General features: G+C 38.7%; 11 protein-coding genes, 2 tRNA genes and 3 rRNA genes. 7 read left to right on the forward strand and 9 right to left on the reverse strand.

All coding sequences use genetic code 11. From position 1 onward, the window contains the following. Positions 1-647: 647 nt before the first annotated feature. From LS68_RS00005 to rrf, 5 genes are all read left to right on the forward strand, one after another. Positions 648-2,141 (forward strand): 16S ribosomal RNA (locus tag LS68_RS00005). Between the two features lie 131 nt (positions 2,142-2,272). Beyond that, positions 2,273-2,349: transfer RNA gene (locus LS68_RS00010), tRNA-Ile, on the forward strand. Between the two features lie 11 nt (positions 2,350-2,360). Next, positions 2,361-2,436 (forward strand) — tRNA-Ala (locus tag LS68_RS00015). 408 nt (positions 2,437-2,844) lie between these two features. Further along, a 23S ribosomal RNA gene (locus tag LS68_RS00020) occupies positions 2,845-5,726 on the forward strand. A 212-nt stretch (positions 5,727-5,938) separates the two neighbouring features. After that, positions 5,939-6,054, forward strand: a 5S ribosomal RNA gene (gene rrf, locus LS68_RS00025). Together the 16S, 23S and 5S rRNA genes with 2 tRNA genes alongside form the textbook arrangement of a ribosomal RNA operon. A 492-nt stretch (positions 6,055-6,546) precedes the next feature. Here the strand turns inward: rrf and LS68_RS00030 are convergent. From LS68_RS00030 to LS68_RS00055, 6 genes are all read right to left on the reverse strand, one after another. Further along, a complete protein-coding gene (locus LS68_RS00030; RefSeq protein ID WP_158621807.1) occupies positions 6,547-7,182 on the reverse strand; it encodes an ion transporter in 636 nt (211 codons plus the stop codon). 116 nt (positions 7,183-7,298) lie between these two features. After that, a complete protein-coding gene (locus LS68_RS00035) occupies positions 7,299-7,904 on the reverse strand; it encodes a hypothetical protein (RefSeq protein WP_034374051.1) in 606 nt (201 codons plus the stop codon). Then, positions 7,891-8,409, reverse strand: a complete 519-nt coding sequence (locus LS68_RS00040) for a hypothetical protein (RefSeq protein WP_034374048.1) — start codon at positions 8,407-8,409, stop codon at positions 7,891-7,893. The genes LS68_RS00035 and LS68_RS00040 overlap by 14 nt, the downstream gene beginning before the upstream one ends. Before the next feature lie 11 nt (positions 8,410-8,420). Continuing rightward, positions 8,421-9,587 carry a hypothetical protein gene (locus LS68_RS00045; protein ID WP_034374046.1) on the reverse strand — a complete coding sequence of 389 codons (1,167 nt, stop codon included), beginning with the start codon at positions 9,585-9,587 and terminating at the stop codon, positions 8,421-8,423. A gap of 25 nt (positions 9,588-9,612) precedes the next feature. Beyond that, entirely contained in the window at positions 9,613-10,278 is a 666-nt protein-coding gene (locus LS68_RS00050) for a hypothetical protein (protein ID WP_034374044.1), read from the reverse strand. Beyond that, positions 10,279-10,632, reverse strand: coding sequence for a hypothetical protein (locus LS68_RS00055; RefSeq protein WP_034374041.1), 354 nt, complete (start codon positions 10,630-10,632; stop codon positions 10,279-10,281). It abuts the gene before it with no gap. Positions 10,633-10,883: 251 nt separating this feature from the next. Here LS68_RS00055 and LS68_RS00060 point away from each other — a divergent pair, with 251 nt between their 5' ends. After that, the gene (locus LS68_RS00060) at positions 10,884-11,489 is read left to right on the forward strand and encodes a carboxymuconolactone decarboxylase family protein (protein ID WP_034369120.1); all 606 of its coding nucleotides are present in this window, start codon (positions 10,884-10,886) and stop codon (positions 11,487-11,489) included. 165 nt (positions 11,490-11,654) lie between these two features. Here the strand turns inward: LS68_RS00060 and LS68_RS00065 are convergent, their stop codons facing one another. The 3 genes from LS68_RS00065 to LS68_RS00075 are packed head-to-tail and all read right to left on the reverse strand — an operon-like array spanning position 11,655 to position 13,825. Then, on the reverse strand, positions 11,655-12,005 hold the full coding sequence (locus LS68_RS00065) for a hypothetical protein (protein ID WP_034369122.1): 351 nt from the start codon (positions 12,003-12,005) through the stop codon (positions 11,655-11,657). Positions 12,006-12,015: 10 nt separating this feature from the next. Continuing rightward, positions 12,016-12,672 carry a hypothetical protein gene (locus tag LS68_RS00070; protein ID WP_034369124.1) on the reverse strand — a complete coding sequence of 219 codons (657 nt, stop codon included), beginning with the start codon at positions 12,670-12,672 and terminating at the stop codon, positions 12,016-12,018. Between the two features lie 16 nt (positions 12,673-12,688). Continuing rightward, positions 12,689-13,825 carry a hypothetical protein gene (locus tag LS68_RS00075; RefSeq protein WP_138090677.1) on the reverse strand — a complete coding sequence of 379 codons (1,137 nt, stop codon included), beginning with the start codon at positions 13,823-13,825 and terminating at the stop codon, positions 12,689-12,691. Positions 13,826-14,079: 254 nt separating this feature from the next. On the opposite strand from LS68_RS00075, the gene LS68_RS00080 reads away from it, so the two are divergent. Then, complete coding sequence (locus tag LS68_RS00080; RefSeq protein WP_199741454.1) at positions 14,080-16,026, forward strand: methyl-accepting chemotaxis protein; 1,947 nt, start codon at positions 14,080-14,082, stop codon at positions 16,024-16,026. The last annotated feature ends 201 nt before the right edge of the window (positions 16,027-16,227 follow it).

A 16,227-nucleotide genomic window follows, 5' to 3' on the forward strand; every position in this document is an offset into this window, starting at 1 on the left:
AATTCCCTCTACTCCTAAGCCCACTTTAAGCTTAAAGTATGTATTATTTCACTCCCTTACCGATTGAGCTTCTAGTCTCTCTTTTAGGTTTATCTGTATTATTACATAGGGATTGTTCCTTATCTTGAGGATTAAAGATAAGACAAGTTAATAGTTTTGTCTTCATCATTAAAGTCAAATATGGACAAACAGCTATGATATGTTAAAGATTATACTTAAAAATGTGTTTTAGAAGTGCATAAGTTTGGATTGTTCTTTATATCAGAGTAATATGGTGAAACCTTGAGTATAAATTGAACTCTTAAGGGTTATGCTTAATTATTTTGGTGTATGATCTTTGACATCTAAGCAAGAACATTAAGTTGATTTATCAATACTTGATATTCATAATTGATAAATTTTTAAAGACTTAATTTCTTAGTAATATTAAATATACAACTCAAATATAACTTTGAGCAGATTCTGAAACTATGATAAATGATACTTGATATTCTTTGTCATACAGAATCTACTCTAGTCTTTGTGATATATGAGATACACTAAGAGATAGGACAAATTCACTAAAGCTATAAATCAAGATAGAGTTTCTAAGATTTTCATCTTGAAATTATATATTGAGAATAGCAAGAGAAGTAAAACTTCTCATTTTTATGGAGAGTTTGATCCTGGCTCAGAGTGAACGCTGGCGGCGTGCCTAATACATGCAAGTCGAACGATGAAGCTCTAGCTTGCTAGAGTGGATTAGTGGCGCACGGGTGAGTAACGCATAGATAACATGCCCTTTAGTCTAGGATAGCCACTGGAAACGGTGATTAATACTGGATACTCCTTACGAGGGAAAGAATTTCGCTAAAGGATTGGTCTATGTCCTATCAGCTTGTTGGTGAGGTAATGGCTTACCAAGGCTATGACGGGTATCCGGCCTGAGAGGGTGAACGGACACACTGGAACTGAGACACGGTCCAGACTCCTACGGGAGGCAGCAGTAGGGAATATTGCTCAATGGGCGAAAGCCTGAAGCAGCAACGCCGCGTGGAGGATGAAGGTTTTCGGATTGTAAACTCCTTTTGTTAGAGAAGATAATGACGGTATCTAACGAATAAGCACCGGCTAACTCCGTGCCAGCAGCCGCGGTAATACGGAGGGTGCAAGCGTTACTCGGAATCACTGGGCGTAAAGAGTGCGTAGGCGGGGTTGCAAGTCAGATGTGAAAGGCTATGGCTTAACCATAGAACTGCATTTGAAACTGCAACTCTCGAGTATGGGAGAGGTAGGTGGAATTCTTGGTGTAGGGGTAAAATCCGTAGAGATCAAGAGGAATACTCATTGCGAAGGCGACCTACTGGAACATCACTGACGCTGATGCACGAAAGCGTGGGGAGCAAACAGGATTAGATACCCTGGTAGTCCACGCCCTAAACGATGAATGCTAGTTGTTGCCCTGCTTGTCAGGGCAGTAATGCAGCTAACGCATTAAGCATTCCGCCTGGGGAGTACGGTCGCAAGATTAAAACTCAAAGGAATAGACGGGGACCCGCACAAGCGGTGGAGCATGTGGTTTAATTCGAAGATACGCGAAGAACCTTACCTAGGCTTGACATTGATAGAATCTGCTAGAGATAGCGGAGTGCCCTTCGGGGAGCTTGAAAACAGGTGCTGCACGGCTGTCGTCAGCTCGTGTCGTGAGATGTTGGGTTAAGTCCCGCAACGAGCGCAACCCTCGTCCTTAGTTGCTAGCAGCTCGGCTGAGCACTCTAAGGAGACTGCCTTCGTAAGGAGGAGGAAGGTGAGGACGACGTCAAGTCATCATGGCCCTTACGCCTAGGGCTACACACGTGCTACAATGGGGTGCACAAAGAGACGCAATACCGCGAGGTGGAGCAAATCTTTAAAACATCTCTCAGTTCGGATTGTAGTCTGCAACTCGACTACATGAAGCTGGAATCGCTAGTAATCGCAAATCAGCCATGTTGCGGTGAATACGTTCCCGGGTCTTGTACTCACCGCCCGTCACACCATGGGAGTTGTATTCGCCTTAAGTCGGAATGCCAAACTGGCTACCGCCCACGGCGGATGCAGCGACTGGGGTGAAGTCGTAACAAGGTAACCGTAGGTGAACCTGCGGTTGGATCACCTCCTTTCTAGAGATTTTATCAGTATATTCATTTATGCTGATACAGATTAGAGATAGAGAGTAGAGATAAACACTTAATGAAATTGCTTAGTTTTCAGAGATCACCCAAGATAGCAGCTTAATTACAAGAGACTTTAGGGGCTTATAGCTCAGGTGGTTAGAGCGCACCCCTGATAAGGGTGAGGTCGGAGGTTCAAGTCCTCCTAAGCCCACCATCTTTTAGAATGGGGAATTAGCTCAGCTGGGAGAGCGCCTGCTTTGCACGCAGGAGGTCAGCGGTTCGATCCCGCTATTCTCCACCACTTTTGAGTTGATGAAGTTGTATGGAAGGTTTTTACATTTATAAGACTCTATAAAGTATTCAAGGATTAAAGTGATATGATGTCTTGATTCTGAAAGCAGTGTTTAGGCAGAATCTTTTTCTTTTTTCATATTGAGATTCGTTGATTTGAAAATAAAAGTCTGTATATGCAAAGAAGAAGTAGTATTTAGAGGATAAATAATATAAGCTTTAGTATTGAAGAATACGCACACAGCATTAAGTTTAATGTAAATTTTATCGATACAGAAAGATTTACATTAGACTTTATGTCTAAATGTTATTTGAAAATTTATTGTTAATAGCCTACAAAAATAGTAATTAACTACAATTACGCGATAGTGTTTTATTGTTTGTAATCATACATTCAATAAGGCAGTAACCTTAGAAGAAATAAGCTTTTAAGGGCAGATGGTGGATGCCTTGGGTGATAGAGGCGATGAAGGACGTACTAGACTGCGATAAGCTACGGGGAGCTGTCAAGAAGCTTTGATCCGTAGATTTCCGAATGGGGCAACCCAATGCGTAGCAATGCGCATTACCTTTAATGGAGCGAACCTAGCGAAGTGAAACATCTCAGTAGCTAGAGGAAAAGAAATCAAATGAGATTCCCTAAGTAGCGGCGAGCGAACGGGGAACAGGGCAAACCAGTAGCTTGCTACTGGGGTTGTGGACTGCAATATCCACTTGAATAATGAAGCAGAAGTATTTGGAAAGATACATCACAGAGGGTGATAGTCCCGTATGCGAAACATTATTTATAGGTAGCAGTATCCAGAGTAGGTCAGGACACGTGAAATCCGGACTGAAGCAGGGGAGACCACTCTCCAACCCTAAATACTACTATCACACCGATAGCGAACAAGTACCGTGAGGGAAAGGTGAAAAGAACCGCAGTGAGCGGAGTGAAATAGAACCTGAAACCATCTGCCTACAATCATTCAGAGCCCTATTGTTTACAAGGGTGATGGACTGCCTTTTGCATAATGATCCTGCGAGTTGTGGTATCTGGCAAGGTTAAGCACATGCGAAGCCGTAGCGAAAGCGAGTCTGAAAGGGCGTTAAGTCAGATGCTGCAGACCCGAAGCGAAGTGATCTATCCATGGCCAAGTTGAAAGTGGGGTAACACCCACCGGAGGACTGAACTCGTGCCCATTGAAACGGGCTGGGATGAGCTGTGGATAGGGGTGAAAGGCCAAACAAACTTCGTGATAGCTGGTTCTCTTCGAAATATATTTAGGTATAGCCTCAAGTGATAGTCATAGGGGGTAGAGCTCTGATTGGGCTAGGGCTGCTCACCGCGGTACCAACCCCTGTCAAACTGCGAATACCTATGACCGTATCTTGGGAGTCAGGCGGTGGGTGATAAAATCAATCGTCAAGAGGGAAACAACCCAGACTACCAACTAAGGTCCCAAAGTTCTATTCTAAGTGGAAAATGATGTGGAGTTACTCAGACAACCAGGAGGTTGGCTTAGAAGCAGCCATCCTTTAAAGAAAGCGTAACAGCTCACTGGTCTAGTGATTCTGCGCAGAAAATATAACGGGGCTAAGATAGACACCGAAGTTGTAGATTGTGCTGATGCACAGTGGTAGAAGAGCGTTCGTATTGCGTTGAAGGTATACCGGTAAGGAGTGCTGGAGCGATGCGAAGTGAGCATGCAGGAATGAGTAGCGATAAAAGTGGTGAGAATCCACTTCGCCGAAAATCTAAGGTTTCCTACGCGATGCTCGTCATCGTAGGGTTAGTCGGGTCCTAAGACAAGTCCGAAAGGGGTAGTCGATGGAAAATGGGTTAATATTCCCATACCAATGCAAGTGTGCGATGGAAGGACGCATAGGGCTAAATGGTGTTAGCGGATGGAAGTGCTAATTTAAGAGTGTAGATTGGAGGATTGGCAAATCCGCCTCTGTATTCGAAACTCCAATAGCTTCAAGCGAGCTTCGGCTCAATTGGAGTACCATTGATGCCGTCGTGCCAAGAAAAGTTTCTAAGTTTAGCTTGCATTGCCCGTACCGCAAACCGACACAGGTAGATGAGATGAGTATTCTAAGGCGCGTGAAAGAACTCTGGTTAAGGAACTCTGCAAACTAGCACCGTAAGTTCGCGATAAGGTGTGCCTACGCAAGTAGGTCTCAGCAAAGAGTCCCTCCCGACTGTTTACCAAAAACACAGCACTTTGCAAACTCGTAAGAGGAAGTATAAGGTGTGACGCCTGCCCGGTGCTCGAAGGTTAAGAGGATAAGTTAGTAGCAATACGAAGCTTTGAATTGAAGCCCGAGTAAACGGCGGCCGTAACTATAACGGTCCTAAGGTAGCGAAATTCCTTGTCGGTTAAATACCGACCTGCATGAATGGCGTAACGAGATGGGAGCTGTCTCAACCAGGGATTCAGTGAAATTGTAGTGGAGGTGAAAATTCCTCCTACCCGCGGCAAGACGGAAAGACCCCGTGGACCTTTACTACAGCTTGGCACTGCCGATGGGAACATTATGCGCAGGATAGGTGGGAGGCTTTGAAATCTTCACTCCGGTGGAGATGGAGCCATCGTTGAGATACCACCCTTAATGTTTCTGTCTGCTAACTGGCTCGAGTTATCCTCGAGCAGGACAATGCCTGGTGGGTAGTTTGACTGGGGCGGTCGCCTCCTAAAAAGTAACGGAGGCTTACAAAGGTTGGCTCAAGATGGTTGGAAATCATCTGTAGAGTGTAATGGCATAAGCCAGCCTGACTGCAAGACAAACAAGTCAAGCAGAGACGAAAGTCGGTCATAGTGATCCGGTGATTCTGTGTGGAAGGGTCATCGCTCAAAGGATAAAAGGTACCCCGGGGATAACAGGCTGATCTCCCCCAAGAGCTCACATCGACGGGGAGGTTTGGCACCTCGATGTCGGCTCATCGCATCCTGGGGCTGGAGCAGGTCCCAAGGGTATGGCTGTTCGCCATTTAAAGCGGTACGCGAGCTGGGTTCAGAACGTCGTGAGACAGTTCGGTCCCTATCTGCCGTGGGCGTAGGATTGTTGAGGAGAGCTGTCCCTAGTACGAGAGGACCGGGATGGACATGCCACTGGTGTACCAGTTGTTCTGCCAAGAGCATCGCTGGGTAGCTACGCATGGATGTGATAACCGCTGAAAGCATCTAAGCGGGAAGCCAACTCCAAGATGAACAATCCCCGAAGGTCGCAGCAAGACTAGCTGCTTGATAGGGTAGATGTGTAAGCATAGTAATGTGTTTAGCTGACTACTACTAATAGACCGTTTGGCTTATTTTTTAAGGATTACTGCCTTATTGAGTGTATGGATAAAATTCTTTATTAAGAGTATCTGTATCAAGAGAAAGATAAAATATCTGCAGTGATTGTGGTTTTACTACTTTACAAGGCTTTTAACAATGATCATGACATTTTATGAAAAATGGAAATAAGAGCAAATACTTGTTTATAAAAATAGATAAATGTATAAAAATTGCTTTTATTTCCCTTTTTCTTGTGTCTATAGAGAGAAGGCAACACCCAGCTCCATTCCGAACCTGGCAGTTAAGCTTCTCTTCGCCGATGATACTGCACTTTTCAAGTGTGGGAATGTAGGTCGATGCAGGGATAGGGGAAATTCCTCTTAAGTCTTTCTGGTATTCTTTCAATGTTTAAATGAATTTAATAATTATTTTATGCTTCTTTTAGGGCTTTAATGTAACTATACATTTTAGCATTGTTCCAATGATATTAACCATACTCGTATTCTTGTATGTATGATGGTAAGATTCTAAAGAGATATGCTAAATAGAGAATCTACAATCAATGCAATAGTTTAATTAATGAGGGTTGGTTACATTGTGATCAAGTAGGGATTCTATGATTTATTCTGTTTGTGTTGTGAAAATGCTAAGATTCTGCAATGGAGAATAGCTTAAAATTATTTGATAAAGAAGTGTGTCTAGGGTGAAGAGCGTGATATACGCATTATTATTCATGCTTGTTTTAGCTTTGCATTGATTTTAATGATTTAGTTTGAAATTATTGGTAAAAAATGAAGTAAAGGTTAAAAGCCCTGTGCTTTTAATATGAAGAAAATCCTATAAAATAAAAGTGAAAGTTATTTTGGAAGATTCTTTTTTATCTCTGCAATACTTTCTACAGCTACGCCTACGATTAGATTTAGAACAATAAAATTAGTTATGCAGATAAAGCTTATAAATACTATCCATGCATAAGGATATACTTCCATAATAGGGCGCACAATACCCATAGACCAAGATTCTAAAGTCATAATTTGAAAAAGTGTATAAAAGCTCTTACCTAGATTTCCAAACCATTGTGGGAATGTATCACCAAAAAGATTCACACAAAGCACTCCGTAGATATAATAAAAAATAGTGAGTAACACCACAACGCTCAACATTGCGGGGATTGTGTGCAACATTGCCATTGATATAATACGCATAGCAGGGATAGCAGAAAGCAAACGAAAAATTTTCACTATTCTTACTGCTCGAACAATAGAAAATCCAGCATTTGCAAAAATACTTATTAATACAATTATTAAGTCAAACCAATTCCATCCCCATTCATTACTTCCAATAAAAAAATTCTTTTTATATGTAATGATACGAAGTGATAGTTCAATAACAAAAATTACAAGGCAAACATTATCAATAATGAAGAGTGTATTGTTAAACTGCCTATGGATAATGTCTATTGTGTCCAGTCCTAATGCAATAGAATTTATCAAAATTACACCTATGATAAAAGATGTCCATAATCGAGATTCCAAAAACAAAGAGAGCTTCATGGTTTTCTTGATTGGGCGATATTTCTTATCATTATTTTTCTTCCCCTTTATGTAATTTATTCAAATTTTTTTGCAATGATACGCTCTTTGGTGGCGTTATAGGATTGTGTGTCTCCAAGTTGAAAATAAATTTGTGAGAGTGTTTCTAAATCTGCTAAATTTTCGTTATTCTTTAGTCTGGTTTCTAGAGATTGTGCCATTGTTTGAAGTGCATTTAAAGCCTCTTTTGTGCTGATAGTTTCTTGCGCAAAATTTGTTTGAGAGTGAGGTTTGCTCTCTTCTGAAATAGCATAGAGTTTAACGAGATTTTCTTTGGGAAGTATGGAGAGCATTTGATTTTGGTCATCTGATATTTTACTTTGAAAGGCACTTATTTTTATCCCTTCTAGCTTAGAATCTGATGTTTTGAGATAGGATAAGAGTTGCGATTTAGCATAGAGTTGTGCGCGAATTTGAGTTTTGGAAAGCGACTCGTTTTTATCTAACAGAGGTGTGCATATCACAAATACTTCATTTTGCCCTAGATTTTGCTCACTTACATTTGTTTTTGATTGTTGGCAGATTCTATTGATTTTTTCCCATTCAGAATCTGCTCGAGATTCCACAACAGAAAACAGAAATAGTATTCCTGCACTCAAAATGATTAGCTTAGAAGTCTTCATATTTTTTGCTAGGTTTTTTCTTTGAAGTTTGGTTGCGATTCCAGCCTACTACAACACGCACAACTTTATCTTTTTTGTTGATTAGTGTTTGTATTGTAACAACGCCTTTAAGGATAGCTTGCGCATCGTTGCTAATATTTTGCATTAAGGTGTCAATGTCTTTTTTACTGACATTTGCATTTCCTTTGGAGCTTTGCTCACTGAGTGTTTTGCTAAGTTGTTCTTGAGTTTCTTGAGATTTAATATCTTCAGAAAGATATTTTGTGATGTAGGCTTTGGCAGAGAGTTCGGCTTTATGAGTTGCTTGGCGAATATCTTTGGCATCACCAAAATGATAATTTGCTTCGCCTATGGAGATAATGCGGGTAATTTCTTTAGTGTCTGAATTAATGATAATCTCATCTTTTTGCACACCTAGCGTTTGTATTTCCTCAAAATCATCAGCTTGCAATACATTTAGGCTTGTGCCAAGTAATACAATAAGTATATATAAATATTTTTTCATTGATGTCCCCTTTAAATGTTTTTAAGTGAAAATTCACATTTAATCTCTTTGAGATTTTGTATCATCTCTTGTGTGAGATAAACGATAAGCACAGATTTTGGTGGGTCTTTGAGAAATTGCACTCCATTCCACCATTGAGGAATTAGTCCAGATTCTGGATTAAACTCCCACTCTCCTTTGGGTTGTTGATATTGAGGGAGATTGAATGAAACTATTTGAGACTTCTTCATATTATCCGTGTAGATATAGGGGGAGGGCAAAGGTCGTTTTTGAGAATCTAGGAAAGTTAGAGTGAGTTTGCCCTTTTTGCCGTATTGATTATTAAAAGATTCAAGTTTTGTTTGAAGCAATGAGGCAAAAGGCTCTTGTATTTCTAAGCAATAGTTTGCAAAATTATTAGGCTTAAGAGGATGAGTGATAAATATCTCAAATATATTCATCGGAGCATATCTCATAAAAGCGATTGTTTTTTGATTGAGGGATGATTGAGAGCATTGTTTGTTGCTGATAGTAGAAAAGAGCTTTTGAATACCCTCTAAGTATCCTTTTTGGTGCTTTAAATCAAGGGTGATAAGATAAGGTTTATAGCGCGATACATCAGGGTTTGCTTTTGCCACAGGATTGATAAAAGATGAGCGACAATCAGCACTAGCATTGCATTGTTTGTAAAACTTACTCAACTCAAAAGGCTCAAAAGCAACGATTTTGGTTTCCCACGCTTCACTATTTAATAATGGTGCTATGATTACATCATCAATCATTGTAGTAAAGTCATTGTCTTTTTTATGGCTTTCATCGACATAGACTTTGAATGTCCCAGAATCTATATCTTTGACATCGACATTAAGGTCTTTGAGTATGCCCACAAGTTTGCCATCTTCGATTTCTAATTGGGCTTTGATTTCATAAAGTCCATAATCATTTTTGGATACTGAGAGCTGTTGGTAATCCAAAACATAAGCATTGCTGAAGCTAATAACCTTTTCATTAAGGGTATCATCTTCTAAGCTTTGTTTGGTGCGGATATATTCGCCCATTGCTTCTCGAATCCCATTAGCAATCGCATCTTTTTTGGCACTTTCCAAATCCTCGCCAATACCTACGGATTCTAAAGTGATACTTGCAAACATTAATTCTATACACAAACTCAGCGGGATTAAAAATCGTAAAAGTTTCATTATTGGTAACCTTAAATTATAGAGATTAGGCTTTGTTTTCTCGTAATGCCTTACGGATTGATATTACAGCTTCTTCTGCTGCCACTAAACTTTGTTTATTGCTTGTATTGATGCGAATATTGCATTCATTTTGCCCATGAACTTTAATAATAAAGCGTTTTGAATTATCTTCATCGTATATGCTCACTGTGCTGATATCTCGATAGAAAAATTCATTGGTTCTGCCTGAATAATCACTTTCACTTTGGCACATTATGTCTATTTCTACGCTTGCTATAAGAAGTTGATTGTTGGTGAAGTATATAGCTTCCATTTGCATAGGATTAAAGCGATATACGCCATCTTCACCTTTTTTTGAATGAGTATATGAATTAAAGCCTATAATTGTCAAAGGCTCTCTTATAATATCCTCTTCATTGATGCCAAGCTTACTAAAAACTTGCTTTTTTCTCATTTCTTTAATTTGCTCGAAAGTTTCATCGATTTGTGCATCGGTTGGGAAGTTTTTATATGTTAAATAAGCAAGTGCTCCACCTCCTCCAAAAAAAATTAGGACAGCAAAACCACTAAAAAACTCGCCATCAGCTATTAGAAATAGACCACCTATAGCAAAAAAGGCGCAGCCGATAAAAGTAAAAATACTTGGTTTTTTCTTTGTGAAATAAGTTTCTATCTGTTGGGGGGTTAGCATTCATTTCTCCTTAATTAAAGTCTGGTTTTTAAGTGCTTGCAGGTTCTCAAATTGAGCTTTTATTTTTTCTAAGGCTTTAGAAAATTTTAAGCGAGAATCATCATTTTGAATAGATGCTTGCAAAAATTTTATTGCTAGTTCATCAGGCACGATAAACCAACAGGGTTCATTTCTTGTGTTTGTAGGGAAATCTTTTTGCCTACCTTGTTTTGTGTAGCGAAGACCTAAACGAAAACATTCATCCTTTGCGTGAAAACCAAAACCTACGAGAAAATTCCCCTTATCTCGCCATAGGATTTCAAAGTCTTTTTTTGCAAAAGGTCGAAATACTTCATTTGAAATTGATTTGTCCATTTGTTTCCTTTTCTTTGATTGTAATATTTTTTAGAATTTGTATTATGCCCCCCCCCCCGCTAAAATTTTGCTTAAATCGCTTGTGAGAGTGTCGTGAGTGCTTCGCACTTAAGTTTTAGAAAGATACGCATATTTAATAAAACCTCATTGTATTTATTGTCTTTTTGTATTGTTTTTATTACAATGCCATAAGAGATAAAGGCTAAATAAATAGAGAATCTGTCTTATAACTTAAACTATGTGAGAAAAAAATGCGTTTTATAATTGATGACCAAGAGAATTTTTTTAAAGATTTCGACCAAGCATACATTGACCCTCCTAAAAAATTGCCCTTTTATATACGCATAGGAGCATGGCTATCAAAAAAGATTATCAAAAAGGATTTGATGATACCCAAGCTTTTAGCATGGTATCCAAAAGCAGCAATAAGCTCGGGTATATTGGAAAGCCTTGTAACTCACGATGACGGAGAGATTAACAAACGGCTTTTAAAAATCATACGCATACAGGTTTCTGTAATGGTGGCTTGTCCTTTTTGTATTGATATGAATGCTTTTGAATACGATAAAGTCGGACTTAGTCTTGAGGAAATCAATGCGATAAAAAATGGTGATTACACTTACCACTCTTTTAGCCCTAAAGAGCAAGTTATGATGGAGTATGTCTGCCTTATGAGTAATACGCCTGTCGTCATTCCTAAAGAAATGGTTGATAGGCTTAATGAGCATTTTTCAGAACGCGGCATTATCATCATCGCATCAACAATCGCACAAGTCAATTATTGGGCAAGGCTTATCCGCTCTCTTGGCATTCCAGTAGCAGGTTTTGGCGATATTTGCACAATGGAGAAGCCATAGATTCTCCTAAAAGATATGGCTTTATTTTACTCGTTATTGAGTGAAAAATTATGGAACAAATCCACTTCCGCAGCTTTGGTAAAAGTAAGCAAAAGTATTGCTAGAGTGCAGAGGTTAATGATTAGTTTCATACATATATTCTTCTATGCGAGTTGATTAGATCATTTATTTTTTTGGGCTTACATTCTTTAATACTATTGATTCTGTCCCATCAGTATTTTTTATGTGCGCTATTGTATATTCTAAATCCAAAGACCTAGAGCCAGCTTGTGCAGTTGCTGTGCATTCAAGGATAAGACCGTCTTTTGATTTATTAATCTGTTGGACATTTTTAAACGCAACGGGAATCTCCTTTAGCTTCTCGGGAGCATGAAACACTTTGTTGGCTTGTTCTTTGATATACTCATCAAGGAGACCCTCGCTTTCTTTGCTATCGCATTTAAAGCCTGAATTCCCGCAGCCACTCAATACCAGAATCATTAAGGTAACGCTTAAACTTGTGATTATTTTTTTCATTATTTACTCCTTATAGGTGTGAAAGTGTGCATTGTTGTTTGTGTGATTTGACATAATCGATAAAGGCTTGTGCCTCATCGACTTCTGTGATGTTGCCATAGGGTGAAGTGCGTTTGGGGACTTTGGGACGTATGTGAGCGGGTATTTGGAGAGCCTTTTTTCCGCTTCCAAAGTAATAAAACTCATCGCATATCAACACTTTGAATGATTTAAGGTCATGGTCTTTATCGCTGAAATGCGATGATGCCTCCTCCTCATCAATGTGTTTGGAGCTTGGGTAACAAAAACAACCAATTGATGCTTTTTCATTTTCGGGGTGATGAGCATTAGGTATGACTTCAAAATCATCGGCACTTTGAGGGTTTGGGACTAGAGGTTTATAGATATTATCACCCTCTTTATTTTGTGGAGGACGTTTTTGAGGATAAGCCTCCCAATACTCCGCAAAAGTGAGGATTTGAGAAATTTTGGCAAGATAGATGAGATTCTCTTGCCCTATTTGTGAATCATCTAAGGCTTTGGAGCTCCAGCCTGCAAGATATTCTCCAACTTTTGCAGATTCTCTGATATAGGGTTTGCAGGTAGCGAGTGTGAGCACCCCGCAAGAATAATTAGGAGCAAATCCGCAATCTACTTTCATTTTATATGAGCGAATACGATGAGACATTGTTTATCCTTCTATTTTAGTTTATGCTTATATCTTTTATGTTTTCGGAGATAAAGCGCACCATTTCTTTGTCATAAAATTTGTTAAGCAGTGTGTTGAATTCTTCTTGATTATAGACACGGGGATCAATCTTAACACCATTTTTTGTGAAAAATAAGTATATGGAAGAGCCTCCCGACACGCTTGTAAGGTTTAGTTTGTAAGTCGCACCGTTGATTGTTTCGGTGATTTTCTCGCTAATGTATCCTCTCATTGATTGTAAAACAACACCTCCTAAACCAACACCAACGCTTCTGGGACTGAACTCTATGCTGCCATCATATTTGTTAAGAGAGGGTTTAGTCATTTGATAGTCAGAATCATTTGAGAATGGATCAAATTCTCCTTTTTCAAATCGTTCCAAAAGTGTCTCAAAAAATCCATATTGAGAATGGCAATATTTTTTATCTCTTTTCTTGAAATCGGAATCGGAATAAAAGTCGCGCCAAGTCATTTTATAATTTGGTATTTGAATCCAGTAATGATGTTCATTTCCCTGTGTAGAGTCATTTTTACTCAATACAATATAATCACAATTTATCGAACTATTAACTATCATTGCGCCTGCCCTTATGTCAGAAAATTCAGAAGAGCCAGAGCTACCTATCGATAATTGGATTTTTTGCATCTCTTTGGGCTCTTGGTGTGTTTTTCTTCCTCCTACTTCATCTGAAATTCCCCCATTCCCCTGTGCCTGGTATAGTGTCTTTCGCATAAGGATATGATATTCTTTATCACTGGGGTTTGCCTTGCTTTGTTTGGGTAAAAAAACCCATGTTTTTTCTTCCCCATCTTGCACTCCATTTTTGTAGGTTTCTTCCTCCAAAATGACCCCTTCATACACTGTGCTTTTTAGCTGGAAAACACCCTCTTGTTCCCCGTCTATATAGTTCCCTTCTAAAACAGTGGCTTGAGAGCTACCCTTATCTTTTTCAAATTTAACAAGTCCGTGCAATCGGTTGTAGGCATTGAGAGGATTACCGTCTCTATCGGGATGTGTGCCAGCAGGGTATCCTTCGTAAAACACATAATCACTGAACAATTCAGCATATACATTACCCATACCATATTGAACGCACAGCATCATACTTAAGACTAATGCTTTGAATTTCATTCCAAACTCCTTTTAAATCTCGGAAAATTTAATAAAAGTCTGTATTATGCCCCCCCCCCCGCTAAATATTTGCTTAAATAGCTTGTGAGAGTGTCGCGGGTGCTTCGCACTTAAATTTTAGAAAGGTTTATTTTTAACTTAAATTAAGGGTGTAGAGATTAATATTAAACTTTGTTGATTTAAATATAAGAAAACATAAAACCAAACAAATTTGGGATTCTATTCATATTTATTCGTATTAAGGAGAAATTAAAATGTCATTATCTATCAATCAAAAAGTATCAATCGGTGCGGTTTTTTTGGTGATTCTTAGTTTTGCGTGTTTAGGAATGTTTAATGTTTATAGCACGAAAAATGTTGTTACGGAAATGGTCTTAGAGACGCAAAAAGAAACGGTCAAAGAAATCGATAGCCTCATTTCTGTGTATTTGCATGAAAAATCTCGTCTGATTCGCACTCTTGCTCAAACTATCGCAAAGGATAATCTTAGTGAAGAAACAATGATACAGAATCTTGCCTTGATGCAAAAATCAGGTGCGTTTAATCTTTCTTACATCGGTTTTGAATCTAATGGGAGAATGTTGCGAGGGAATGGCAATCATCAAATGCCTAAAGATGGCTATGAGCCACGCGATCGAAGTTGGTATTTTCTCACGAAACAAAGCCAAAAGGACGAGATTCTCGGTGTGCCATGGTTGCAAGCTTCTTATAAGATTCCCGTTTTTGGTTTTTCTTCACCTATTATCAAAAATGGCGTATTTGTAGGTGTCGTCTCAAGTGATATTGCGCTTAAATCGTTAAATTCTTATATTGTTGGATTGCGAGAAAATAGCGATAGTTCTATTGTCGTGATTGATTCTAAGGGAAATTATGTAACACATCAAGATGAAGAAAAAATAATGAAATCTGATGCAGTAAGTGAAAATCTTCTCCAGAGCTTTAGCACAATGGATAAGCCCATATATTTTGAGCAAGATTCGATTGATAAAATCGCTACTTGTATGAGCAATACCAATGCACAATGGCTTATTTGTTCGGTGATTACAGAATCTTCCATACATCAAAGTATTAAAGAAAGTATTTTTTCTACGCTGTTGATGCTTCTTGTTTTTGCTTGTTTGTTGATTTTGTGTTTATCACTTTTTTTACGAACCTTGCTAAAACCCTTGCCTGAAATAAAGAATGCCCTCTTAGATTTTTTTGCATTACTGAATCATCAAAAAGATTCTATTGAGCCGCTTAAAATTCGCTCCACAGATGAGTTTGGGCAAATGGCATTAGCAATCAGTGAGAATATCACAAAAATTGAGCAAGGGCTTAAGAAAGACAATGAGAGCATCAGAGATTTTCTTAATACCGTCAATAAAGTCAAAGGTGGGTATTTGGATCTTTCTATTAATAGTGAGCCTAATAACCCTCAACTTGCCCAGCTTAAATCATTACTCAATGAGATGTTTGTGTCATTACGAGACAATATTCAAGAGATTCTTAAAGTTCTTAATGAATATTCACACAATAATTTTACATCAAATTGCACAAATAAGGGCTTAGAGGGTGAGATTCGCAATATGATTGATGGTGTAGGGAATCTCGGACAAGAGATGCGCAAAATGCTTCAGACAAGCTTAGGTTTTGCTCATATTTTGGTAGAGAGATCTAAGGAATTGGATCATCTTGTCCATGAGCTTAGCGAAGGTTCAAACGAGCAAACAATGAGTATCAATAAAACTTCTACGGCTCTTGAAGAAATCACAAGCTCAATGCAAAATGTGCGTGATAAAACAGATGGTGTGATTCAACAAAGTGAAGATATTAAAAGCATCATTAGTATTATTAAAGATATTGCCGATCAAACAAATCTTCTTGCGCTTAATGCTGCCATTGAGGCTGCGCGTGCAGGTGAGCATGGCAGAGGCTTTGCGGTCGTTGCCGATGAAGTGCGCAAACTTGCTGAACGCACGCAAAAAAGTCTTGGAGAAATTGAATCAAATACAAATATGCTCGTTCAAGGTATTAATGAAATGGGAGAATCTATACGAGAGCAAACTATTGGCATTGAGCAAATCAATGAGTCTGTGTCGCATTTAGAGAGCATCACTCATCGCAATGCTGAAATCGCTAATCAATCTCAACAGGTGAGCAGAACGGTCGAAAGTATTGCCAATGATATTTTAGAAGACACGAATAAAAAGTCATTTTAGTATCAAAGTGTGCGACAAAAAGTCTTAACACAATGATGTTCTTATAAATATGGTAAAAGCACTAAAGTTAATTGAGCTTTTATAAGCTTTTATTTGTAGGTATGATTGATGAACAGAATCAAAATTCAATGGACAAAAGATAAAGCCAACGCATAAAATGAGAGCATTTTATATTTTTGGAATATTAATTGCTTTATACCT

Origin of the sequence: Helicobacter sp. MIT 05-5293, assembly GCF_000765665.2 — a bacterium.
Taxonomy (GTDB): domain Bacteria; phylum Campylobacterota; class Campylobacteria; order Campylobacterales; family Helicobacteraceae; genus Helicobacter_C.